The 20,383-nt window shown below is 65.0% G+C and carries 12 protein-coding genes and 4 pseudogenes; 9 read left to right on the top strand and 7 right to left on the bottom strand.

Annotated features, from left to right (window positions below; genetic code table 11):
• Positions 1 to 68: 68 nt before the first annotated feature.
• The 6 genes and pseudogenes from ruvA (at position 69) to ACPJW8_RS09615 (ending at position 7,741) form a co-directional block, all read left to right on the top strand.
• A complete protein-coding gene (ruvA, locus tag ACPJW8_RS09640) occupies positions 69 to 713 on the top strand; it encodes a Holliday junction branch migration protein RuvA (protein ID WP_330188406.1) in 645 nt (214 codons plus the stop codon).
• Positions 706 to 1,793: pseudogene (ruvB, locus tag ACPJW8_RS09635) on the top strand (Holliday junction branch migration DNA helicase RuvB). The gene ruvA and the pseudogene ruvB overlap by 8 nt, the downstream one beginning before the upstream one ends.
• A 172-nt stretch (positions 1,794 to 1,965) precedes the next feature.
• Positions 1,966 to 2,391, top strand: a complete 426-nt coding sequence (gene yajC, locus ACPJW8_RS09630) for a preprotein translocase subunit YajC (RefSeq protein WP_330188517.1) — start codon at positions 1,966 to 1,968, stop codon at positions 2,389 to 2,391.
• A gap of 45 nt (positions 2,392 to 2,436) precedes the next feature.
• Positions 2,437 to 4,188, top strand: a complete 1,752-nt coding sequence (gene secD, locus ACPJW8_RS09625) for a protein translocase subunit SecD (protein ID WP_330188404.1) — start codon at positions 2,437 to 2,439, stop codon at positions 4,186 to 4,188.
• On the top strand, positions 4,188 to 5,204 hold the full coding sequence (gene secF / locus ACPJW8_RS09620) for a protein translocase subunit SecF (RefSeq protein WP_330188403.1): 1,017 nt from the start codon (positions 4,188 to 4,190) through the stop codon (positions 5,202 to 5,204). Before secD ends, secF begins: the two co-directional genes overlap by 1 nt.
• Positions 5,205 to 5,350: 146 nt before the next feature.
• The gene (locus ACPJW8_RS09615) at positions 5,351 to 7,741 is read left to right on the top strand and encodes a bifunctional (p)ppGpp synthetase/guanosine-3',5'-bis(diphosphate) 3'-pyrophosphohydrolase (protein ID WP_330188516.1); all 2,391 of its coding nucleotides are present in this window, start codon (positions 5,351 to 5,353) and stop codon (positions 7,739 to 7,741) included.
• Between the two features lie 685 nt (positions 7,742 to 8,426).
• Here ACPJW8_RS09615 and ACPJW8_RS09610 read toward each other — a convergent pair.
• Positions 8,427 to 9,942: pseudogene (locus tag ACPJW8_RS09610) on the bottom strand (DUF349 domain-containing protein).
• 69 nt (positions 9,943 to 10,011) lie between these two features.
• Positions 10,012 to 10,830, bottom strand: coding sequence for a peptidylprolyl isomerase (locus tag ACPJW8_RS09605; RefSeq protein ID WP_330188401.1), 819 nt, complete (start codon positions 10,828 to 10,830; stop codon positions 10,012 to 10,014).
• Between the two features lie 268 nt (positions 10,831 to 11,098).
• Between ACPJW8_RS09605 and hisS the strand changes: the two genes are divergently transcribed.
• On the top strand, positions 11,099 to 12,445 hold the full coding sequence (gene hisS, locus ACPJW8_RS09600; protein ID WP_330188400.1) for a histidine--tRNA ligase: 1,347 nt from the start codon (positions 11,099 to 11,101) through the stop codon (positions 12,443 to 12,445).
• 9 nt (positions 12,446 to 12,454) lie between these two features.
• On the opposite strand, the gene ACPJW8_RS09595 is transcribed toward hisS, so the two are convergent.
• The 3 genes and pseudogenes from ACPJW8_RS09595 to ACPJW8_RS09585 form a co-directional block, all read right to left on the bottom strand.
• A complete protein-coding gene (locus ACPJW8_RS09595) occupies positions 12,455 to 13,603 on the bottom strand; it encodes a Vms1/Ankzf1 family peptidyl-tRNA hydrolase (RefSeq protein ID WP_330188399.1) in 1,149 nt (382 codons plus the stop codon).
• Positions 13,600 to 13,824: a hypothetical protein gene (locus ACPJW8_RS09590; RefSeq protein ID WP_330188398.1), complete on the bottom strand. Its 225-nt coding sequence runs from the start codon at positions 13,822 to 13,824 to the stop codon at positions 13,600 to 13,602. The genes ACPJW8_RS09595 and ACPJW8_RS09590 overlap by 4 nt, the downstream gene beginning before the upstream one ends.
• Before the next feature lie 133 nt (positions 13,825 to 13,957).
• Positions 13,958 to 15,219, bottom strand: a pseudogene (locus ACPJW8_RS09585) (APC family permease).
• Between the two features lie 95 nt (positions 15,220 to 15,314).
• Here ACPJW8_RS09585 and aspS point away from each other — a divergent pair.
• Both aspS and ACPJW8_RS09575 read left to right on the top strand, forming a co-directional pair.
• Positions 15,315 to 17,110, top strand: a pseudogene (gene aspS, locus ACPJW8_RS09580) (aspartate--tRNA ligase).
• Positions 17,111 to 17,180: 70 nt separating this feature from the next.
• A complete protein-coding gene (locus tag ACPJW8_RS09575; RefSeq protein ID WP_330188395.1) occupies positions 17,181 to 17,981 on the top strand; it encodes a GNAT family N-acetyltransferase in 801 nt (266 codons plus the stop codon).
• A 66-nt stretch (positions 17,982 to 18,047) separates the two neighbouring features.
• Here ACPJW8_RS09575 and ACPJW8_RS09570 read toward each other — a convergent pair whose 3' ends face one another.
• The gene (locus ACPJW8_RS09570; protein ID WP_425256314.1) at positions 18,048 to 18,239 is read right to left on the bottom strand and encodes a hypothetical protein; all 192 of its coding nucleotides are present in this window, start codon (positions 18,237 to 18,239) and stop codon (positions 18,048 to 18,050) included.
• Positions 18,239 to 20,350, bottom strand: coding sequence for a sialidase family protein (locus ACPJW8_RS09565; protein WP_425256313.1), 2,112 nt, complete (start codon positions 20,348 to 20,350; stop codon positions 18,239 to 18,241). The genes ACPJW8_RS09570 and ACPJW8_RS09565 overlap by 1 nt, the downstream gene beginning before the upstream one ends.
• Between the last annotated feature and the right edge of the window lie 33 nt (positions 20,351 to 20,383).

Below are 20,383 nucleotides of genomic sequence, written 5' to 3'. Positions count from 1 at the left end.
GGCGACGATATTGACTCCGAGGACGTTGGGTCCGACGTCATTGGCCGGCAGCACAGCAGGAGCACGGGTTGATCAGTTTCGTTCGCGGCACAGTGGCACATGTGGGTTTGTCGTCGGCGGTGATCGACCTCAACGGAGCGGGGATGAGCGTCCAGGCCACCCCGCAGACCCTCAGCCGGCTCAAGGTGGGGGAGGAAGGCAAGCTCTTCACCACCATGATCGTCCGTGAAGACTCCCTGACGCTTTTCGGTTTCGCAAATGATGACGAGCGCGAGGTTTTTGACGTCCTGCTCAGCGTGAGCGGTGTTGGTCCACGGCTTGCCCTGGCGGTCCTGGCCGTCCATGAACCCGAAGCCATCCGCGTGGCAGCTCATACGGGAGACACCAAAGTGTTCACCAAGGTTCCTGGCATCGGCCCCAAGGTTGCCGGCCGCCTGGTCCTTGAACTGGCCGGGAAGCTGGTTCCGCACGGAACAGCCGTTTCTGCCCCGGCGGCCGTGACTGCCGAGCTGGTGTGGAAGCCGCAGGTCCTCGCGGCCATGACCAGCCTGGGCTGGTCTGAGAAGGACGCCTCATCCAGCATCGACAAGTCCCTCGCTGACAGCCCGGAGATAGCAGACCGCGGCAACGTGGCGGAAATCCTCCGCACCACGCTGCGCTGGCTCGGCCAGGATGGTGCCCGCACCGGCGCCAGGGCGGGCAGCCGTGGCTGAGCCCTCCATCGTTGCCGGAGCCGAGGAGCCCGAAGAAAGGGCTATCGAGGCGGCGTTGCGGCCCCGGAACCTGGACGACTTTGTCGGCCAGCACCGCGTACGCAAGCAGCTGTCGCTCGTCCTGCAGGCGTCCCGGATGCGTGGCCGCAGTGCAGACCATGTGCTGTTCTCCGGTCCGCCCGGGCTTGGCAAAACCACCCTCGCCATGATTGTGGCCGCGGAAATGAACGCGCCGTTGCGCATCAGCAGCGGACCGGCCATCCAGCACGCGGGGGACCTTGCCGCAATATTGTCATCGCTGTCCGAGGGCGAGGTGCTGTTCCTCGACGAGATCCACCGCATGTCCAGGCCCGCCGAGGAAATGCTCTACATGGCCATGGAAGACTTCCGCGTGGACATCGTGGTGGGCAAGGGTGCCGGTGCCACCGCGATTCCCCTGGACCTGCCGCCATTCACCCTGGTGGGCGCAACCACCCGGGCAGGGCTGCTGCCCGGGCCGCTTCGGGACCGGTTCGGTTTCACCGGCCACCTGGAGTTCTATTCGGTACCGGAGCTGGAGCTGGTTCTCCGGCGCTCCGCCGGGCTGCTGGACCTCAAGGTCAACTCGGCCGGTTTCAGCGAAATTGCCGGGCGTTCCCGTGGCACGCCGCGCATCGCGAACCGCCTGCTGCGCCGCGTGCGTGACTGGGCCCTGGTGCATGGCGTTGAGCAGATTGACGCGCGGACCGCTTCTGCTGCCCTGGACATGTATGAAGTGGACAAGCGGGGCCTGGACAGGCTGGACCGCGCCGTCCTGGAAGCCCTGATCGTGAAGTTTGGCGGCGGACCCGTGGGCCTGTCCACACTGGCCATCGCCGTGGGCGAAGAAACCGAAACCGTGGAAACCGTCGCCGAGCCGTTCCTGGTGCGCGAGGGCCTGCTGGGCCGGACTCCCCGCGGCAGGATTGCGATGGCTCCTGCGTGGACGCACCTGGGACTGTCCGTGCCGGCCGGCGCCTATGGCCAGGAGACGCTGGACGTCTTCGCCACACGGATGAAGATCCTGAAGGCGCCGGGGACTGGGCGCCAAACATCCATTAGCACCGTTCTGCCAGGTTTTCCCTTTAGACTGGGATGACGCTCGACACGTTCGGGCCTGGTTTTCCGTGTGTACCGCCCGGGACCGGGCCGCTCGATGCCGCGCAAACAGACATTCACCCCAGCTAAGTAACGCAGCTATGAAAACCAGAATGGAACAATCCCTGTGGATCCAATGACAATCCTGCTGTTCGTGATGCTCGGAGTCTTCATCTTTATGATGTTCCGGCGCAACAAGAAGACCCAGCAGGCGCAGGCAGAACTTCAGGCCAAGTTTGCACCTGGCGTGGAAGTAATGACCAGCTTCGGGCTTTTCGGCCGAATCGTGTCCATCAACGAAGAAGACAACAAGGTCGAGCTCGAACTCTCCCCGGGCAACGTGGCCACCGTCCACCGCCAGGCAGTCACCAAGGTTGTAGACACCGTGGAGCCCGTTGAAACCCAGGCAGAGGAGGCCCAGGCTCCTGTTGTGCCGAATGACGCTTCGTCGCTGACCGCAGAAGACGCCAAGGCGCCGCGCGAAACTCGGAACGACACCCTGAACGAAACCCCCGAAGAGACCCTGAAGCGCCTCAACGATGAGGGCAAAAAGGACAACTAGCCCGGGTTTGTCCTGCGCTCTGTCGAGTTAAGAGGAAGATCACCAATGGCACGTAGTGGCCCCAAACATTCAGGCATCAGGGTGCTGGTCTGGCTCGGCGTTGTAATCGCCGTGCTCACCGCCGTCCTTGCCGGCGGTACCCTGGCCGGGCAGGCCAGCTGGGCACCGAAGCTGGCCCTTGACCTTGAGGGCGGTACCCAGATGATCCTGGCGCCCAAGGTTGACGGCGGGTCGGACATCACGGAGGAACAGCTCAACCAGGCTGTGGCAATCATCCGCCAGCGCGTGGATGGCTCCGGTGTCGCGGAAGCGGAAATCAGCACCCAGTCAGGCCGCAACGTCGTGGTGAGCCTTCCCGGCACGCCGACGTCAGAGACCCGCGCCCTCATCCAGGCCTCGGCGGATATGGATTTCCGTCCGGTACTGCTGGCGGGTCCCGGAGATCCGGTGCCTGCGGAATCGCAGCTGGCCGAGGACCAACTCCCGAAGCCGACGGCGGAACCCGCCAACGGCAGCGACATGAACTGGATCACGCCGGAGGTATACCGGCAGTTCGAGGCGCTGGACTGCAATAACCCGGCGCAGGACCAGCAGGAACGCTCCGATCCCGCAGCCCCGCTGGTCACCTGTGAGCGCGCCGCAAACGCTCCTCCGGTGAAGTACATCCTCGGCCCGGTGGAAGTTGAAGGCAGCAACATCGTTGACTCCACCTTCCAGCTCACCCAGGGTGCGCAGGGCGCCGTGACGAACATCTGGGGCGTCCGCATCGAGTTTGACGCTGAAGGAACCCAGAAGTTCAAGGCAGTCACCGAACGCCTCAACCAGTTCTATCTGGCCGCAGGCGGCGAGACGGGTACGGACCCCAAGTCCCAGTTCGCTATCGTCCTGGACGACCAGGTCATCTCGGCTCCCAGGTCGCAGGCAGTGATCACTGACGGCCGCCCGGAGATTACAGGCAACTTCACCGAGGCCTCGGCCAAGGCGCTGTCTGACCAGCTGAAGTTCGGCGCGCTGCCCATCAGCTTCGAAATCCAGAGCGAGCAGCAGATCTCCGCAACGCTTGGCGGCGAGCAGCTCCGCATGGGCCTGCTGGCCGGCGTTATTGGTCTTCTCCTGGTGGTGGTCTATTCACTGTTCCAGTACCGGGCCCTGGGCCTGGTGACCATCGCCTCGCTGGTGGTTGCCGGTGTCCTGACGTACCTGGCCATCGCGATCCTCGGCTGGACCGAAAACTACCGGCTTTCACTCGCCGGCGTTGCAGGCATCATCGTCGCCATCGGCCAGACCGCTGACTCGTTCATCGTGTACTTCGAGCGGATCAGGGACGAACTGCGTGAGGGCCGCGGACTGGTTTCCGCCGTCGAGAACGGCTGGAAGCGCGCCAAGCGCACGGTCCTGGCCTCCAAGGCCGTCAACCTCCTCGCCGCACTGGTGCTGTACTTTGTGGCCGTTGGCAACGTCCGTGGCTTCGCGTTCACGCTGGGCCTGACAGCCATCGCGGACCTCATCGTGGTCTTTATGTTCACCCACCCCACCCTGCAGGTGCTGGCCCGGACCAAGTTCTTCGGTGAGGGACACAAGTTCTCCGGGCTGGACCCGGAACGGCTTGGCGCCGTCCCGTTGTACCGCGGTGCAGGCCGGGTGCGCACTCCTGAAGACAAGCCTGTGGTCCGCGCCCGGAACGCCGGTGCGGCAGCCGAAGCCGAACGCCGGATGACCATTGCCGAGCGCAGGCTCGCCGAGAAGCAGGAACAGCTTGCCGGTTCCTCCAAGAGCACCTCGAAGGAGGGCCAGTAATGTCCAGCACCTTTGCCAATTTCGGCAATGAGCTCTATACCGGCAAGCGCTCCTACGACTTCGTCGGCACCAAGAAGCTGTGGTTCATCATCGCGGCCGTCGCGGTGGCGCTCTCCATCCTGCTGCCCGTCGTCAAGGGCGGGTTCAACCTCGGTATCGAATTCCGGGGCGGTTCGGAGTTCACCGTGTCCAGTGTCCAGAACACGGACCCTGGACTCGGCGAGCAGGCTGTCGAAGAAGTTGTGCCCGGCAGCATCCCCCGGGTGGCAAACGTCGCCGGCACCACCATGCGCATCCAGACGGACAAGCTCACGGACGACGAGACGCTTCGGATCAAGGAGGCGCTGACCAGCTCGTACGGCGTCACCGACGACCAGGTGACGTCCACGTTCGTTGGACCCACCTGGGGCGCCGACGTCACCAAGCAGGCCCTGATCGGCCTCGTCGTGTTCGTGGTACTGGCCGCCCTGTTGATGGCGTTGTACTTCCGGACCTGGAAGATGTCACTCTCAGCCATCACCGGCATGGGAGTGACCATGTTCATCACCGCGGGCGTCTATGCCCTCAGCGACTTCGAGGTGACGCCTTCGGCGATCATCGGCTTCCTGACGGTGCTGAGCTACTCGCTGTATGACACGGTGGTGGTCTTCGACAAGATCCGCGAGAACACTGCGGAGATCAGCCGCTCAACCCGCAGGACGTTCGGCGAAGAGGTCAACCTGGCCGTTAACCAGACGCTGGTCCGTTCGATCAACACCATGATGGTGGCCATCCTCCCGGTTGGTGCCATCCTGTTCATCGGTGCCGGCCTGCTGGGAGCGGGAACGCTTCGGGACCTCTCCCTGGCGCTCTTCGTGGGCATCCTGATCGGTACCGCGGCCACGATCTTCATCGCCGCGCCCATGTACGCCTGGCTCCGCCAGTCGGAACCGGACCTCGTCAAGCAGGCCAAGCGTGTGGAGCATCGCCGGACGGAAGAGGCACGTCCCAAGCCAGGGCAGCCTGCCTCGGCGTAGGGCAACCCACCTTCCTGCAAAGGGCCGGTCAGGGCCGCGGACATCGCGGCCCTGACCGGCCCTTTGGCGTATCAGCTCCCCGGTTATAAAAGTGGCTGCTGGCAGGAATAGACTGGGGTAATTAAATGCTCGTGAGGGGTGCTTCATTGGAAGAACGTTCGGCGTCGGCGCCAGTGTCAAACGGGGATAGCCCTGCTGTGCCCGCTACTCAAACGGGCCTTGCTGCTGCAGGCAGGACTCCGCAGGGCGCCATGGAAAACTCCGGCACACGGCCTACCTTCCCGGGACGCCGCGAACGTACCCGCTCACGCCTCGCCCGCCTCACCGGCCGCGGGGCGGCCACCTACTCACCCATCCTTGAACCCCTGTTGCGCACCGTCAGGGCCAATAACCCCAAGGAAGACTTCGACCTGATCCAGCGTGCCTTCGAGGTCGCGGAGGTCAGCCACCGCGGGCAGAAGCGCAAAAGCGGCGATCCGTACATCACCCATCCGGTGGCCGTGGCAACGATCCTCGCCGAACTCGGCCTGAGTGGCACCACACTGGCAGCTGCACTGCTGCATGACACCGTTGAAGACACTTCGTACACGCTGGAAAACCTGAAGGCCGATTTTGGTCCCGAAGTTGCCATGCTCGTGGACGGCGTGACCAAGCTGGACAAGGTCAGCTTTGGGGAAGCGGCCCAGTCTGAAACCGTCCGCAAGATGGTTGTGGCCATGGCCAAGGACATCCGGGTGCTGATGATCAAGCTGGCTGACCGGCTGCACAACGCCCGCACCTGGCGGTTCGTTTCCGCTGAGTCCTCGGCCCGGAAGGCCCGCGAAACGCTGGAGATCTTTGCTCCGCTGGCGCACCGGCTGGGCATGAACACCATCAAATGGGAGCTGGAGGACCTTTCCTTCGCCGCACTGTACCCCAAGGTGTACGAGGAAATCGTGCGGATGGTGGGGGACCGGACGCCGGAGCGTGAAAAGAGCCTGAGCGTCATCAGGGACCAGATCACGGAGGACCTGCGCATCGCGCGCATTAAAGCCACCATAACCGGCCGTCCCAAGCACTACTACTCGATCTACCAGAAAATGGTGGTCCGGGACAAAGACTTCGACGACATCAACGACCTCATGGGTGTCCGCGTGCTGGTGGATTCGGTACGTGACTGCTACGCCGCGCTGGGCACGCTGCATTCGCGCTGGAACCCGCTTCCGGGCAGGTTCAAGGATTACATCGCGATGCCGAAGTTCAACATGTACCAGTCCCTGCACACCACCGTGATCGGTCCGGGCGGCAAGCCCGTGGAGATCCAGATCCGGACCCACGAAATGCACCGCCGCGCCGAGTACGGCGTGGCGGCCCACTGGAAATACAAGGACCAGCCCAACAGGACTGCCATAGCCCCGGCGAACAGCCGCGACGGCGACATGGGGTGGCTGCGGTCCCTGGTGGACTGGCAGCAGGAAACTTCTGATCCGGGCGAGTTCCTTGATTCGCTGCGCTTCGAAATCAACGCCCGTGAAGTTTTTGTGTTCACCCCCAAGGGCGAAGTCATGGCACTGCCTGCCGGTTCCACCCCCGTGGACTTTGCCTACGCCGTACACACCGAGGTTGGCCACCGGACCATCGGCGCCAGGGTCAACGGCAAGCTGGTTCCGCTCAACAGCGAACTGAACCATGGCGACTGGGTGGAGATCTTCACGTCGAAGGCCGAGGGCGCAGGACCCAGCCAGGACTGGCAGCACTTCGTCAAGAGCGCGCGCGCCAGGAACAAGATCCGCCAGTGGTTCAGCAAGGAACGCCGCGAGGAAGCCATTGACCGCGGCAAGGACCTCCTGACCCGCGCCATGCGCAAGCAGAACCTGCCGCTCCAGCGCCTGATGACCCATGAGGCCCTGGCATCCGTGGCTGAGGATTTCAAGTACGTGGACATCTCCGGGCTCTATGCCGGGGTCGGTGACGGCCACACTTCCGCCCAGTCCGTGATGGAGAAGCTGGTTGACCGGCTGGGCATCAACGACAGCCCTGACGACGAACTCAACGAAGTCAGCATCCCCACGCATGTTTCCAAGACCAAGTTCTCCGATTCCGGCGTGGTGGTCCGCGGTGTTGGAGACGTGTGGGTGAAGCTGGCGCGCTGTTGTACGCCTGTCCCTCCGGATCCGATCCTGGGTTTCGTCACGCGGGGCTCCGGTGTTTCAGTGCACCGGACGGACTGTACCAACGTGGCAGACCTGAAGGACCAGCCGGACAGGATCGTGGACGTCGAATGGGCGCCCACACAGTCCAGCGTCTTCCTGGTGGAGATCCAGGTGGAAGCGCTGGACCGGAAGTCGTTGCTCTCGGACGTCACCAGGGTGCTCTCCGAAAACCACGTCAACATCCTCGCTGCCAGCGTGCACACGTCAACGGACCGCCTGGCGATCTCCAAGTTTGCTTTCGAAATGGGAGACCCCAAGTACCTGCACCACGTCCTCAGCGCGGTCCGCAGGATTGACGGCGTCTTTGACGTCTACCGCACCACCGGGAACAAGAGGCGCAGCTAGCTGCTCCAGCTTCTCCAGCGCCGCCCGCTTGTGGGGCAGCCGGGGAACTGCCTCAACGGCAAGGGTCAGCAGCCTCAGCCGGACATCCTGCTGTGGCCTGGCAAGCAGCCCACGCAGCGCCGGCAGCGCCTCGGTGGTATTGACGTGCAGGGCGATGTCCAGCGCCGTCCGAAGGGGACTGGAAACCATCAGTCCGCCGATGCTGACGACGTCGAACGGGCCCAGGCGTACCTCGTGGAGGGTGCATCCCCTGGTGGCGCGGAGGCTGGAAATCCTCCGTGTTGAGTCCACCAGCAGGGCCAGCCTGTCCGGTTCGGGAGAACAGCCGTGAATCCAGGCGGCCGTCAAGCGCCCGGCAACCACGCGCTGCCGGATCGCTGACGGAACGCCCAATGCGGCCGACCGCGCCCTGAGCTGCGGTGTGGAGTCTGCACCCGGTGGAGCATAGCCCTGCTGGTAAACCTGATGGAGCACACCGTCTGACGCCATTGCCTGGAGTTCGCCCCAGGTAAACAGCACACCCGGGGCGTACAAATCCATACACTGCACCGCAGGTAGCGGTTCCCGCGTGGATGCCGGCGGGGGAGGGGAGATCAATGCCATTCAGCAATCCTCCCGTGGCCGGCTTAAACGGAACAGGCCCCGACCCGGTTATGTGGATAACCGGGTCGGGGCCTGTTCGGCGTCAGGAGAGTTCGCTGGCCGAACGCTGAAGCTGGTCCAGCCAGGCCTGACGGGCTTCCAGGGCCTCCCGGGCTGCCTTGATCTTGCGATCGTCACCGGCCTTCTCGGCCGTGGCCAGATCTTCCTTCAGGCCGGCAATAGCAGCCTCCAATTGTGACAGTGCGCTGTTGGTACGCGCCTTGGTCTCAGGGTTGGAGCGCTGCCATTTCTCGTCTTCGGCCTGGCGCACCGCATCCTCGACCCGGCGCAGCCCGGCTTCGATGCGGCCCATGTCTGCCCGCGGCACCTTGCCGGCCTCTTCCCAGCGGTCCTGGATGGACTGCAGCTGCTTCTTGGCCGCGGCAATATCCTTGACCGGAAGAATGGCGTTGGCTTCAGCCAGGAGTGCTTCCTTGACGGTCAGGTTGGCCGAGTACTCCTGGTCGATTTCGTCATTGGCCGCCTGGCGTGCAGTGAAGAAAGCGTCCTGGGCCGCGCGGAAGCGGGCCCACAGGGCGTCGTCGTCCTTGCGGCTGGCCCGCGGTGATGCCTTCCATTCGTCCATGAGGCGGCGGTATTCGCCGGCGGCGTATCCCCACTCGGTGGAGGTCGAGAGCGATTCAGCCTCGGCGATGAGCTTTTCCTTGGCAGACTTCGCTGCAGCATTGTTGCTGTCCAGTTGGGAGAAGTATGCCCGGCGGTGCCGGTCAAAGACGGTGCGCGCAGCGCGGAACCTCTTCCACAGGGCTTCCTCGTTGCTGCGTCCAAGGCGGATGCCGCTCTTCTGGGCGGCCTTCCACGTTTCGAACAGTTCGTTCATCCGTGCGCTGGACGTTTTTCCACTGCACGTGGGCGGGATCTGCTCCGGCGATGGATTCCGCTTCGGCAACGATCGCCTCGCGGGCCGCCAGTTCCGCAGTCCGGACCGCTTCATGCTCGGCCTTTTCGGTGCGTTCCAGTTCGGCAATCTGACCCGTCAGGGCATCCAGCCGGGCCTCGGCGGAACGGAGGTCTCCCACCATGTTCTTCTCCGCAAGCTGTTCACGGAGGTGGGTGACCGTCTTCTGCATATCGGTGCTCGGCGCCTTGGAACTGACGCGCTGCTCCAGGAGGACGATCTGTGCCAGGACGTCGTCAAACTTCCGGGCAAAGTAGGCCAGTGCTTCGTCGTCACTGACCCCCGGGTACTGGCCCACGGGGTGCTCGTCGCCGTCGATCTTCAGGAAAACGTTGCCGTCGCCCTCGACGCGGCCCCACTTCGCTGCTTCTGCCGCCGAGGTTGCCGGCAGGACGGGAGCCGCGCTTGCTGCAGGAGCGGCGGCCGCGGGCTTGGGCCGTGAGGCGAAAGCAGCAGGAGAGGGGACTGCCGGATGCGGCTTGGGGGCGGCGGGCGCAGCCGCGGATGCCGGAGCCTCGGGACCAGATGCGGACGCTGGTGTTGCTGCCGCCTCTGCATTATCTGGAACGGCGGTTGCCTGCTCCGGCGTGTCCTGGGTGGCTTCTACTGCCGTTTCGTCGGATTTCTGACTGTCTGTCACCGCTAAAAATCTTTCGCTTGGAGGAAACTGCTTCCAACTGCTTTCGCACTGCCGCCTACGGGGCAGGCGTTACTCGTTCAGAGAAAACGAGTCTATCGTGACTGCCTGCGCGGGTGCGCCGTCTGTCTCACTGCCGCCCGGCGTGATGCCCGCGGCGGCAATCGCCGTCACGGCTTCCAGGCCGGAAGTGACCTTGCCGACCACCGTGTAGCCGCCGGCCGAATCAGCCGGAATCTGCGTGTCCTTGTACACGATGAAGAACTGCGTGCCGTTGCCGTAAGCGTTGTTGCCCGTGCGTGCCACGGCGATGGTGCCGGCCGGATACGTGTTGTCGCCGGGCGTGTTCTCCAGCGGGCCCCAGGTGTAGTCGGGGTTCCCGGCGCCCGTGCCGTCCGCGGAGCCGCACTGGAGCACGCCGAAGGAATCGGCGGTAGTGAGCCGGTGGCAGCTCTTGCCGTTGTAGAAGCCTTCGTCACTGAGTGTCTTGAAGACGGCGGCGGCCTGGGGAGCGGCAGTACCGTCCAGTTCAACGCCCACCGGCGAGCCGTTCAGGACCAGGCTGCCGCTGAAAGTCTTGCCCGCTGCCACGTCTGCCGGCGGGACGGAGGGGCTGTTCGTGCCCTCGGTTGCGCTTGGCGTTGGGCTGGCTGTTGCGGACGGGCTGGTGAGCCCGGCCTCAGCTGCGGCGAATTCGTCTTCCGTCGGGTTCCCCGAGAAGACAGTCAGCTGGAGGACAACGGCCAGGACAACGACTGCGACGCCGGCGCCACCGGCGATGAAGTTGTCCCGCCTGCGCCGCTGTTCCTGGTCCTTGCGGAGTTCGCGTTTCGCCTCCATCTGCTGGATCCGCCGTTTCGCATCGCGAGAGCTGCGTGGGCTGGCCGCCAAGGGTCCTCCTCAGGTTGGACCACCGGCGCCCCAAAGCAGGGACCGGCGGTGCGTTCGAAGGCAATCGTGACTTTTCGGGCCGTGGCCCCGCGGGCTCGGGTCCGGCCTGCGGGACGGACTGCCTGTTAGGGACTGCGGCGGCGAAAGCATAAACTGACTGCCGCACATAGTTTATGCATGACAAGCCGGGCAGCCGCGGTTCCTGAGTCGTTTCGGGTCCAATACCGGGCAAAGTCCCAGCAGCCAACACCTGAGGAGAAATTCCACCATGGCACGCACCGCCTCCCTGTCCGGATTCCCCGAGTGGCTTCCCGAGGAGCGGCTGGTGGAGCTGCATGTGCTGGATACGCTGCGCCGCGTCTTTGAGCTCCACGGCTTTGGTTCGATTGAGACGCGCGCCGTGGAAACAGTGGGCCAGTTGCTGCGCAAAGGCGAGATCGACAAAGAGGTTTACGGGCTCAGCCGCCTCCAGGACGACGAGGGCAACAACAGCGACGGCGGCGCCCGCCACGATCCCAACGCCCTGGCCCTGCACTTCGACCTCACGGTGCCTTTCGCCAGGTACGTGGTGGAGAACGCGGGCTACCTCGCCTTCCCGTTCCGGCGCTACCAGATCCAAAAGGTATGGCGCGGGGAACGGCCGCAGGAAGGCCGCGCCCGCGAATTTACGCAGGCTGACATCGATGTAGTGGGCGACGGCGAACTGCCCTTCCGTTACGACGTCGAAATTGCCCTGGTGATTGCCGAAGCCCTCAGCGCACTTCCCATCCCGGAGTTCCGGCTGCGCATCAACAACCGCAAGCTGGCCGAAGGTTTTTACCGGGGTGTTGGGCTGGAGGACACCGCAGGGGTTCTGCGCAGCATCGACAAACTGGAAAAGATCGGCCCGGCCCGGGTTTCTGAACTCCTGCAAAGCGAGCTGGGCGCCAGCGCTGAACAGGCGGAACTGGCGCTGAAGCTCGCGGGTATCCGGACAGAAGATACTTCCTTCGTTGCGCAGGTGCGGGCGCTGGGCGTCACGGACCCGCTGCTGGAAGAAGGGCTCAGCGAGCTCGAGCAGGTTATTGAAGCGGCCGTGCAGCGTGCTCCGGGCAAGGTGGTTGCAGACCTCAGCATTGCCCGCGGGCTGGACTACTACACAGGCACCGTGGTGGAGACGGTCCTGGTGGGCCACGAGCAGCTGGGGTCCATTTGCTCCGGCGGCCGGTATGACGCCCTGGCATCAAAAGGCAACCGCAAGTTCCCCGGAGTCGGCCTGTCCATTGGCGTCACACGCCTGGTCTCGCGGATCCTCAGCCAGGACTTCGCCAGGGCCTCGCGCTCGGTGCCCACAGCCGTCCTGGTGGCGCTCACCAGCGACGATTCCTGGAGTGCCGCGCAGGACGTCGCGGCCCAGCTCCGCAGCCGGGGGGTCGCCACCGAGGTGGCCGCCAAGGCCGAGAAGTTCGGCAAGCAGATCAAGTTTGCGGACCGCCGCGGGATCCCCTTTGTCTGGTTTACGGACGACGACGGCAAGCACCAGGTCAAGGACATCCGTTCCGGCGAACAGTCGGATGCGGACCCCTCGGCCTGGATGCCGCCGTCGGAGGACCTGAACGTCCAGGTCACCACGTAACAGCAGGGCTCAGGACGACGCCGGAACCCCGGGGCCGGTTGGCCAGCGCAGCAGCGCTGCCACGTCCACGCCGTCCGGGAGGGCAGCACCGGGCACCAGGAGTACTCCGGCGTCTGTAAGGGCAGCTGCCCTGAGCAGGGCGGCAGGTCCGGCAACCTTGCCCAGGACTTCAGCGCCCAGGGATTCCCCCTCGGCTGCGGCAATCCAGGGCTCGGCACCCAACGCCAGGAACGTGCGCCCGGACAGAGCGTCGGCGTCGAAAATCAGGACGTCCACCTGGGCCTGCTGGAGGGCGCTGACCACGGCACCTGGCCCGGTTGCCGACTCCGGGTTGTCCTGGCCTTCCTGCATGGCGAGCCGGTCCAGGATCTCCTGCTGCCCGGTGGCCCATTTTTCCGCCACAAGGCTGCTGACCCTGTCCCTCAGGTCTTCAGGATTGTCGCCGCCGGTGTGGGTGTGGGACTCCACGTGTTCCACGAGCGCCTGGCCCGCCTTCGACAGCTGGTCCTGCACCATGGAGCGGGCACGGACGTCGCCGGCAAGGACAATCATCCGGGCCCGGCTGTCGGTGGCCAGCCGGTCGATGGCAGCTGCCACCTCGTCAGCGTTTTTCCGCCAGACCTCCTCCGTCCGGTGCTGGTAGCCGTACTGCGCCCATCCGCCACCAGGAAACTTGCTGAGGTTTTCCGTGGATCCCTGGACTTCGCGGACCTCTTCGGCGGCGGCGCGGGAATCGCTGGAGGCATAATGCAGCCTTACCTCCGCATCACCCCTGCCCACCTCGGCAACGACGTAGGGAAAACTCTCCGGCCTGCTCCTGGCCAACGGGGTCAGGTCCGGGACAGGCCCCACGGAGACCTGTTCCGGTTGGGCCCGAACGCCCGGCAGGACTTCACTGATTTCAACCGTCCCCTGCCGGGCAAGAATAAACTGGGCCACCGGCGATGGTTGCCCGGTGGCCCGTTGCAGCGCCGCTTCTACAGCGTCCACATCCTCGCGGCCGGCGCCCCCGGACTCCAGTTGGGCACGGACGTTCTGTGGGCGCACATCAGCGGCGGCCAAAGAGTCCACGGTGCCCGTGCCGGCGTCGACAAACACTGTGCACCAGGGACCCTGACGGCGGTAGAGATCGGCAAATTCCTTCAGATTCTGTGTCATTGTCCAGACTCCCCGGACTTCTGATCCCGTGCCTGTCCCTGCTCAGCCGGCGGCTTCAGCGCCTGCTGGACCTCCTCCGGATCGGTGTCATCCGGGAACGGTTCGGCTTCGCGCCATTGCTCGGCGTGCGCCGGCTGGTTGCCTTGGACGACCTTCTGCGTTTCCTGCTTCATTTTGTCGTCCAGACCCGGACCATGGGTGGTGTTTCCTCGTTCAGCCATGACGAACTCCCTCCCGTGCGGACAGTGCCACACTGTGAAAGCTGACCTTGTGAATCAGTCCGTTATTTCACCGTAGCACCGGGAATCGGGCACGTGTAGGGGGTCGGGAAAAGGCCCGGAACAGCAGGAATTCCTAGCTGCGTGGAGTTGTCCGGGACCGCCGCGCGAGAACCACAAACCGACCGGCGACACCAACGGCCAGCACGCCCAGCATCACCAGTACCGAGGTCAGCGGGAGGGTGACGGCCAGCAGCAGGCAGGCAACGAAGCCCGCCGCATTGAGCCACTTTGGAGCGAACGCCGGATGCGCCGGAAGGGTAAACGCGGCGGCATTGGCTACGGCGTAGTACAGCAGCACCCCAAAGCTGGAAAAGCCCACAACAGTCATCACGTCCGCGGTGAGCAACAGGATGACGACGGCGGCGCAGACTGTGAGTTCGGCAACGAACGGTACCGGGTGGGAACCGCCAATCCGGGCCAGCGGGCGGGGCAGGTCACCTTCCCGGGCCATGGCCATGGCCGTCCGGCCGACGCCGGTGACCAGGGCCAGGAGCGCTCCCAGGCAGGCGGCGGCTGCGCCGATCTGCACCAGCGCCGTGCCCTGTTCCAGCGCGGAGAACCTGACGGCATCCAGCAGCGGGGAAGTGGACGTGCTGAGGACGGCGGGCGGCAAATGCCCCTGCAGCAGCAGCGCCAGGGTCACATAGATGGCAAAGGCGGCTGCCAGGGCTGCGAGGATGGCCCTGGGGATGGTGCGTTCCGGATTCCTGACCTCTTCACCGAGGGTGGCGATGCGGGCGTACCCGGCGAAGGCAAAGAACATCAGCCCCGCTGCCGGCAGGATGCCTGCGGCGCCGCCTGCCGCAGCAGCCGCTGTTTCTCCGCCGTCGGGGTGGGGTCCAATAACTGCAGCAATGCCACGAACAGCAGGGTGGCCAGCACCACCACCAGCAGGATGCGGGTCAGCAGTGCTGTGCGGGTTATCCCCAGAAGGTTGACGCCGGTCAGCGCCAGGACTGCCGCAACGGCCAGCGGGATGGCCCAGCCCGGGGCAATGTAGTGGCCGAAGGTGAGCGCCATGGCGGCGCAGGAGGCGGTCTTGCCGGTGACGAATCCCCAACCGGCGAGGAATCCGGGCCACTCACCCAGCTGTTTGCGCCCGTAAACGTAGGTGCCGCCACTGGCCGGGTACCTGGCAGCCAGGACGGCGGAGGCCACGGCGTTGCAGTACGCCACGGCGCCGGCAATCAGGACCGCGAGAATCAGGTACTGGCCGGCCAAGGACGAGGCCGGGGCGAAGACCACAAAAACGCCGGCGCCCAGCATGGAGCCCAGGCCAATGGCGGACGCGTCAAAGACGCCGAGCGTCCGCTTGAGCTGCTGATGCTCGGTCATGGCTGGGGACGGACCTTTCCAACGGGTAAACTCGAACGGGATCGTTCCGGGAACGATCCTATATATCTTTTACTTTTCCTTCAGGAAGGCATTCTGTGCTGCGCACACATGACCTTGGATCGCTTCGTTCCGAGCATATTGGACAGACCGTAACCCTGGCCGGCTGGGTGGGCCGCCGCCGTGACCATGGCGGGGTGGCGTTCGTGGACCTTCGTGATGCCTCGGGCGTTGCACAGGTTGTGGTCCGCGAAGAGGAAGTCTTCCACGGGCTGCGCAATGAATACGTCCTGCAGGTCACCGGAACCGTGTCCCAGCGGCCCGAAGGCAACGAGAACCCGGCGCTGGCCACCGGTGAGGTCGAGGTCATTGCCGAGGAAGTCACCATCCTGAACACCTCGGATCCGCTGCCGTTCCAGATTGACGAGCACGTTGAGGTGGGCGAGGAAGCCCGCCTCAAGCACCGCTACCTGGACCTGCGCCGCCCGGGCCCTGCCCGCAACCTTCGCCTGCGTTCGGAGGCAAACCGGGTTGCGCGCGAGCTGCTGCACCAGGACGGTTTCGTGGAGATCGAAACCCCCACGCTGACCAGGTCCACCCCTGAGGGTGCCCGTGACTTCCTGGTACCCGCCCGCCTCGCCCCCGGCTCCTGGTACGCCCTGCCGCAGTCCCCGCAGCTGTTCAAGCAGCTCCTCCAGGTGGGCGGCTTCGAGAAGTATTACCAGATTGCCCGTTGCTACCGTGACGAGGATTTCCGTGCGGACCGCCAGCCGGAGTTCACCCAGCTGGACATCGAAGCCAGCTTTGTGGACCAGGACGACATCATTGCCCTGGGCGAGAACATCGTGAAGGCACTCTGGAAGCTGATCGACGTGGAGATCCCCACGCCGATCCAGCGGATCACCTATGCCGATGCCATGGCCCGGTTTGGTTCGGACAAGCCGGACCTCCGCTTTGGCGTGGAGCTCACGGAACTCACTGATTTCTTCAAGGACACCAACTTCGGCGTCTTCAAGGCCCCGTATGTTGGCGCGCCGTGGTGATGCCCGGAGGCGCGTCCCAGCCCCGCCGCACGCTGGACGGCTGGCAGGAGTTCGCCAAGCAGCGCGGCCACAAGGGCCTTGCCTATGTCCTGTTCAAGGAAGACGGCGAGCTTGCCGGGCCCGTGGCCAAGAACCTCACGGAGATGGAGCGCGCCGGCCTGGCTGACGCCGTTGGTGCCAAGGCCGGTGACTGCATCTTCTTCGCGGCCGGCGAGAAAACCGCAGCCCGTGCCCTGCTGGGCGCCGCCCGCGTGGAGATCGGGCACCGCACCGGCCTGATCGACCCCAACGACTGGGCCTTCTGCTGGGTGGTTGACGCCCCTATGTTCGAGCCCGCAGCCGCCGCTGTTGCATCCGGCGATGTGGCAGTTGGCGCAGGGCAGTGGACGGCCGTGCACCACGCCTTCACCTCGCCGAAGCCCGAATTCATGGACACCTTCGATAAGGACCCCGAGTCGGCGCTGTCCTACGCCTACGACATCGTGTGCAACGGCAACGAAATCGGCGGCGGATCCATCCGTATCCACCAGCGCGATGTGCAGGAGCGGGTCTTTGAGCTGATGGGCCTGTCCAGGGAAGACGCGCAGACCAAGTTCGGCTTCCTGCTGGAGGGCTTCAAGTTCGGCGCCCCGCCGCACGGCGGCATCGCCTTTGGCTGGGACCGCGTGGTGTCACTGATGGCCGGCGTTGAATCCATCCGCGACGTCATCGCGTTCCCGAAGTCCGGCGGCGGCTACGATCCCCTGACGGCAGCGCCGGCACCGATCACCCCGCAGCAGCGCAAGGAAGCAGGCGTTGACTTCAAGCCCGAAGCCAAGCCGGCCGCGAAGCCGGAAACGCCTTCCGAATAACCGTTTCATCCAGGACTCCCCGTGCTGCCTCCGGCGGCCCGGGGAGTTTTGCTTTCGTTAAAGGAGCGCCATGTCCGGTAAAGCCGCAGTGGACCTTGAACTCATCGAAGACCTCATGGACCAGGCCTGGCCGGCCACGGTCCGGGAGGACACCGGAACGTGGGTACTGCGTGCTGCCGGGGGAGTGACCCAGCGGGCCAACTCGGTGTGGCCGCGGCGCGAGGCCGACGCTCCGGCCGATGCATTGCGCGACGCCGGGCAATGGTACCGGCGGCAACGGCTTCCGCTGATCTTCCAGGTGTTTGACGACGAACGAAGCTCGGGCCTCAATGCGCTGCTGGATGAACAACGGTTCACCAGGCAGTCCGAAACCCTGATCATGGTCAAGGATGCAGCAGCCGATGATCCCGTGCAGGCCCACACCGGCCCAGGAGTCTCCGCCGTGGAAGTTTCCGGCTCACCCTCTGAAGAGTGGCTGCGCCTGTGGTGGGAGGTGGACGGGCGCGGCGGCGACTCCGAACTGGAGGTTGCCCGCGGCATCCTGCAGGGCTGTCCCTCCGTGTACGTTCTGGTGAGGAACCACGACGGCGGTGCTGCCGCCGTCGGACGTCTTGCTGTTCCGGAGGGTGCCGGCTGGGGTGGCCTGTATGCGATGGCTACGGACCGCCGGCACCGCAGGAACGGGTACGCGTCGGCGGTTGTTACTGCCCTCCTGGGGGAAGGGCGCCGGTTGGGCCTGGAAGGATTCTGGCTGCTGGTGACCGCCGGCAACCCGGGCGCGCAGGCGCTGTACAGGAAGTTCGGGTTCAGTGAACGTGGCCGCTACCTGTACCGCCAGGCTCCCTTGAAAAGGGCGCCCGGCGGCTGCTGAGGCAAAGACCGCTGAGGCAAAAAACACCGGTGAGGCAAAGAACACCGCCCAGGGTTCGGGGCCGGATCAGGGTTCCAGGATGGGCACGTCCACTTCGAACGCGAACGACTTCCGGGATTCGATCGGCCCCGAGAGACCGGCCACCAGGATCTTTCCGTTGACGGCCTCGATGTCGCTCAGAGCCAGGTCCTGCGCATTGAGTGCGCCATGGTTGATGTCTTTGGCCGTGAAGTCCTTGCCATTGCTGCTGACCATCATCAGGCCTTGTGTTGCCCGGGCGCGCCGTGGGTGGCCAGCAGCACGTAGCCGTTTTCCGTTGCCGTGACGTGCGGTTCTGCCATGCTTTGCCCCTCGGCGGGGGCCGGGAGTGTTGTTCCCGGTGTCCAGGTCTTTCCCTCATCGGTGCTCACGTATGCCGTGTACACGTGCCCCGTTCCTGGCTGATAGGCACCCACTATGGCCACTACCCCTGCCGGGCCGGTGGTCAGGCTGGCAACGCGGGCGTCGTCCTGGCCGGCCGGTAACTCCAACGTGACGGGTGTCCAGCCCTGGTGGTCCTGGGACATCCAGACAGTCGGGGCGTTCTTGCGGGCCGTTTCCACGTAGCCGCCGGCGAGGGTGGTTCCGGCGGTGGTCCGGACGAGGGCTTCGATGCTGCGGCTGTTTTCGATGCTGCCGGCGAAGGAAGGGTCCTCCACCCGGTCCCAGGCCTTGCCGTCTGTTGAAACGGCCACTGCGGCACTGCCCCCGCCGTCTTCGGAGCTGAAGGATTGGCCCGCAACAACGAACCCGGTATCCGTGACCAGTGCGGCCTGGATGGGGGTGCTGCCGGAAGTCCTGCCGCTGAAGACGTCGCCGGAGAATGCCTCCCACTTACCGCCGTCGCGCCGGCTCCAGATCACCGAGCGCGCATTGCTCTGGGAGACGTCCGTTCCAAAAACGATGTCGCTCCGGTGGGCGCTGTGGAAGCCCCGCAGGTTCTGGTTGCCGTCCGGCGTCAAGGTGGTGACATCGGAAAAGTCGCGTCCGCCGTCGGATTCCCAGATGGCTGGCTGGCTGCCGGAATTGCCGAACACCTTGATGCCGCCTTCCGCTGCGGCGATGCCGGCCACGCGGATGGGGCCGGACGGCATTTTTGGCAGCACCGGAGTCCTGTCCGTGATGGTTCCGGCAGGATCCACGTGCCAGATCTTTTCCTGCGTATTTCCCTTGTCGGTGACTGACGCAGCGGCGAGCGCGCCGTCGGAAACCACAGCCGTGTCCTGGATCGAGGCATGGTTCTTGGGCGCTTCGGGCGGCAACGGCACTACTTTCCAAGGTTGGCCCGGCTGCTGGATCAGCAGCCGGGAAGAGCCAATGCCATTGTCGCCAATGAACTGGCTGGCCACCTGGAAGGTAGCCGAGGCACTGGCCGTGGAGCCGGAGGGGAAGTATGTTGTGCCGGCGGCCCAGGACGGATCCATGGCCATGTCCCATGACTGTCCTGGCGCCCATGAAGCCTGGAGCCCTTGCGGCTCGATACCCTGGTTGGTCTCCGGCCAGCCGAAACCGCTGAGCCGGAAGCGCTGTCCGTCCCACGCCGCTGAGCGGAGCCCGTCGTTGTAGGGGGCAATTCCGGAGGCATCGGGGGAGACATCCGTCCAGCTCAGGCCGCCGTCCTCAGAAGCAAAGGCTGCTGCCCGGATCCTGGTGCCGCCCTGGGGGTGCTCCGCCTCGGACTGCCCTGCCAGGAGCAGTGTGTTGTCTCCCGCCGCGCCGGAAACGATGTTCAGGCCCGGATTTCCGTACGGGAGTCCGGGAGGACTGGCAGTCTCTGTCCACGCGGTACCGTCCTTGCTGCGGAAAACCTGAAGCCGCAGTCCTTCGGCGCCCTTGCCGCCGGTCAACACGGTCCACTCATCGCGGACGAAGGAGAATTCCAACGGCGACCCGCCCGGGGGCACGGCAAACCCGTCACCGGCCTGCCGGAAGTCCTTTCCGTCGGCACTCAGGAAGGGGATCAGTTCACTGTTGCGGCTGACCAGCACCATCCACGCGTCAGTGCTCCGGGCCAGCATGGCGACCCTGCCGCGGGGATCTTCCTGGCCGTCGAACCGGGCGGTGGCCCAGGAGCGGCCGGAGTCCGCGGAGTGCACCAGCCTGTCGATGGACAGGCCGCCTGCCCCACCGGCGGCCGTGGCCATCACTTCGTCGCCGCTGACGGTGAGGTTGCCAAAGCTGATGGCTGATGCCGGCGTCTGCGTCAGCTCATTGTCCACGGCACGGAACGTGAGGCGGGTCTGGTCCAGGAATCCGCCGTCCGTGCAGGCGGTGCCAATAAACAGGAAGGCCGTCAGTGCGGCGACGGGCAGCAGGCGTTTGGATTTCATGAGTTCCCCCGGAAGGCTGGAGGAGCCTGGTAC

This window comes from Pseudarthrobacter sp. J47, from assembly GCF_049810315.1.
Classification (GTDB): domain Bacteria; phylum Actinomycetota; class Actinomycetes; order Actinomycetales; family Micrococcaceae; genus Arthrobacter.
The sequence above is the reverse complement of the archived record's forward strand: the minus strand, read 5'-3'. Positions and strand labels throughout refer to the sequence as shown.

Excerpts from the sequence above, each read along its gene's own strand:
- ACPJW8_RS09570 (WP_425256314.1), bottom strand. The coding sequence starts at position 18,239 with ATGATGGTCAGCAGCAATGGCAAGGACTTCACGGCCAAAGACATCAAC.
- ACPJW8_RS09595 (WP_330188399.1), bottom strand. The coding sequence starts at position 13,603 with ATGACACAGAATCTGAAGGAATTTGCCGATCTCTACCGCCGTCAGGGT.
- hisS (WP_330188400.1), top strand. The coding sequence starts at position 11,099 with ATGGCACGCACCGCCTCCCTGTCCGGATTCCCCGAGTGGCTTCCCGAG.
- ACPJW8_RS09590 (WP_330188398.1), bottom strand. The coding sequence starts at position 13,824 with ATGGCTGAACGAGGAAACACCACCCATGGTCCGGGTCTGGACGACAAA.
- ACPJW8_RS09575 (WP_330188395.1), top strand. The coding sequence starts at position 17,181 with ATGTCCGGTAAAGCCGCAGTGGACCTTGAACTCATCGAAGACCTCATG.
- yajC (WP_330188517.1), top strand. The coding sequence starts at position 1,966 with ATGACAATCCTGCTGTTCGTGATGCTCGGAGTCTTCATCTTTATGATG.
- secF (WP_330188403.1), top strand. The coding sequence starts at position 4,188 with ATGTCCAGCACCTTTGCCAATTTCGGCAATGAGCTCTATACCGGCAAG.
- ACPJW8_RS09565 (WP_425256313.1), bottom strand. The coding sequence starts at position 20,350 with ATGAAATCCAAACGCCTGCTGCCCGTCGCCGCACTGACGGCCTTCCTG.
- secD (WP_330188404.1), top strand. The coding sequence starts at position 2,437 with ATGGCACGTAGTGGCCCCAAACATTCAGGCATCAGGGTGCTGGTCTGG.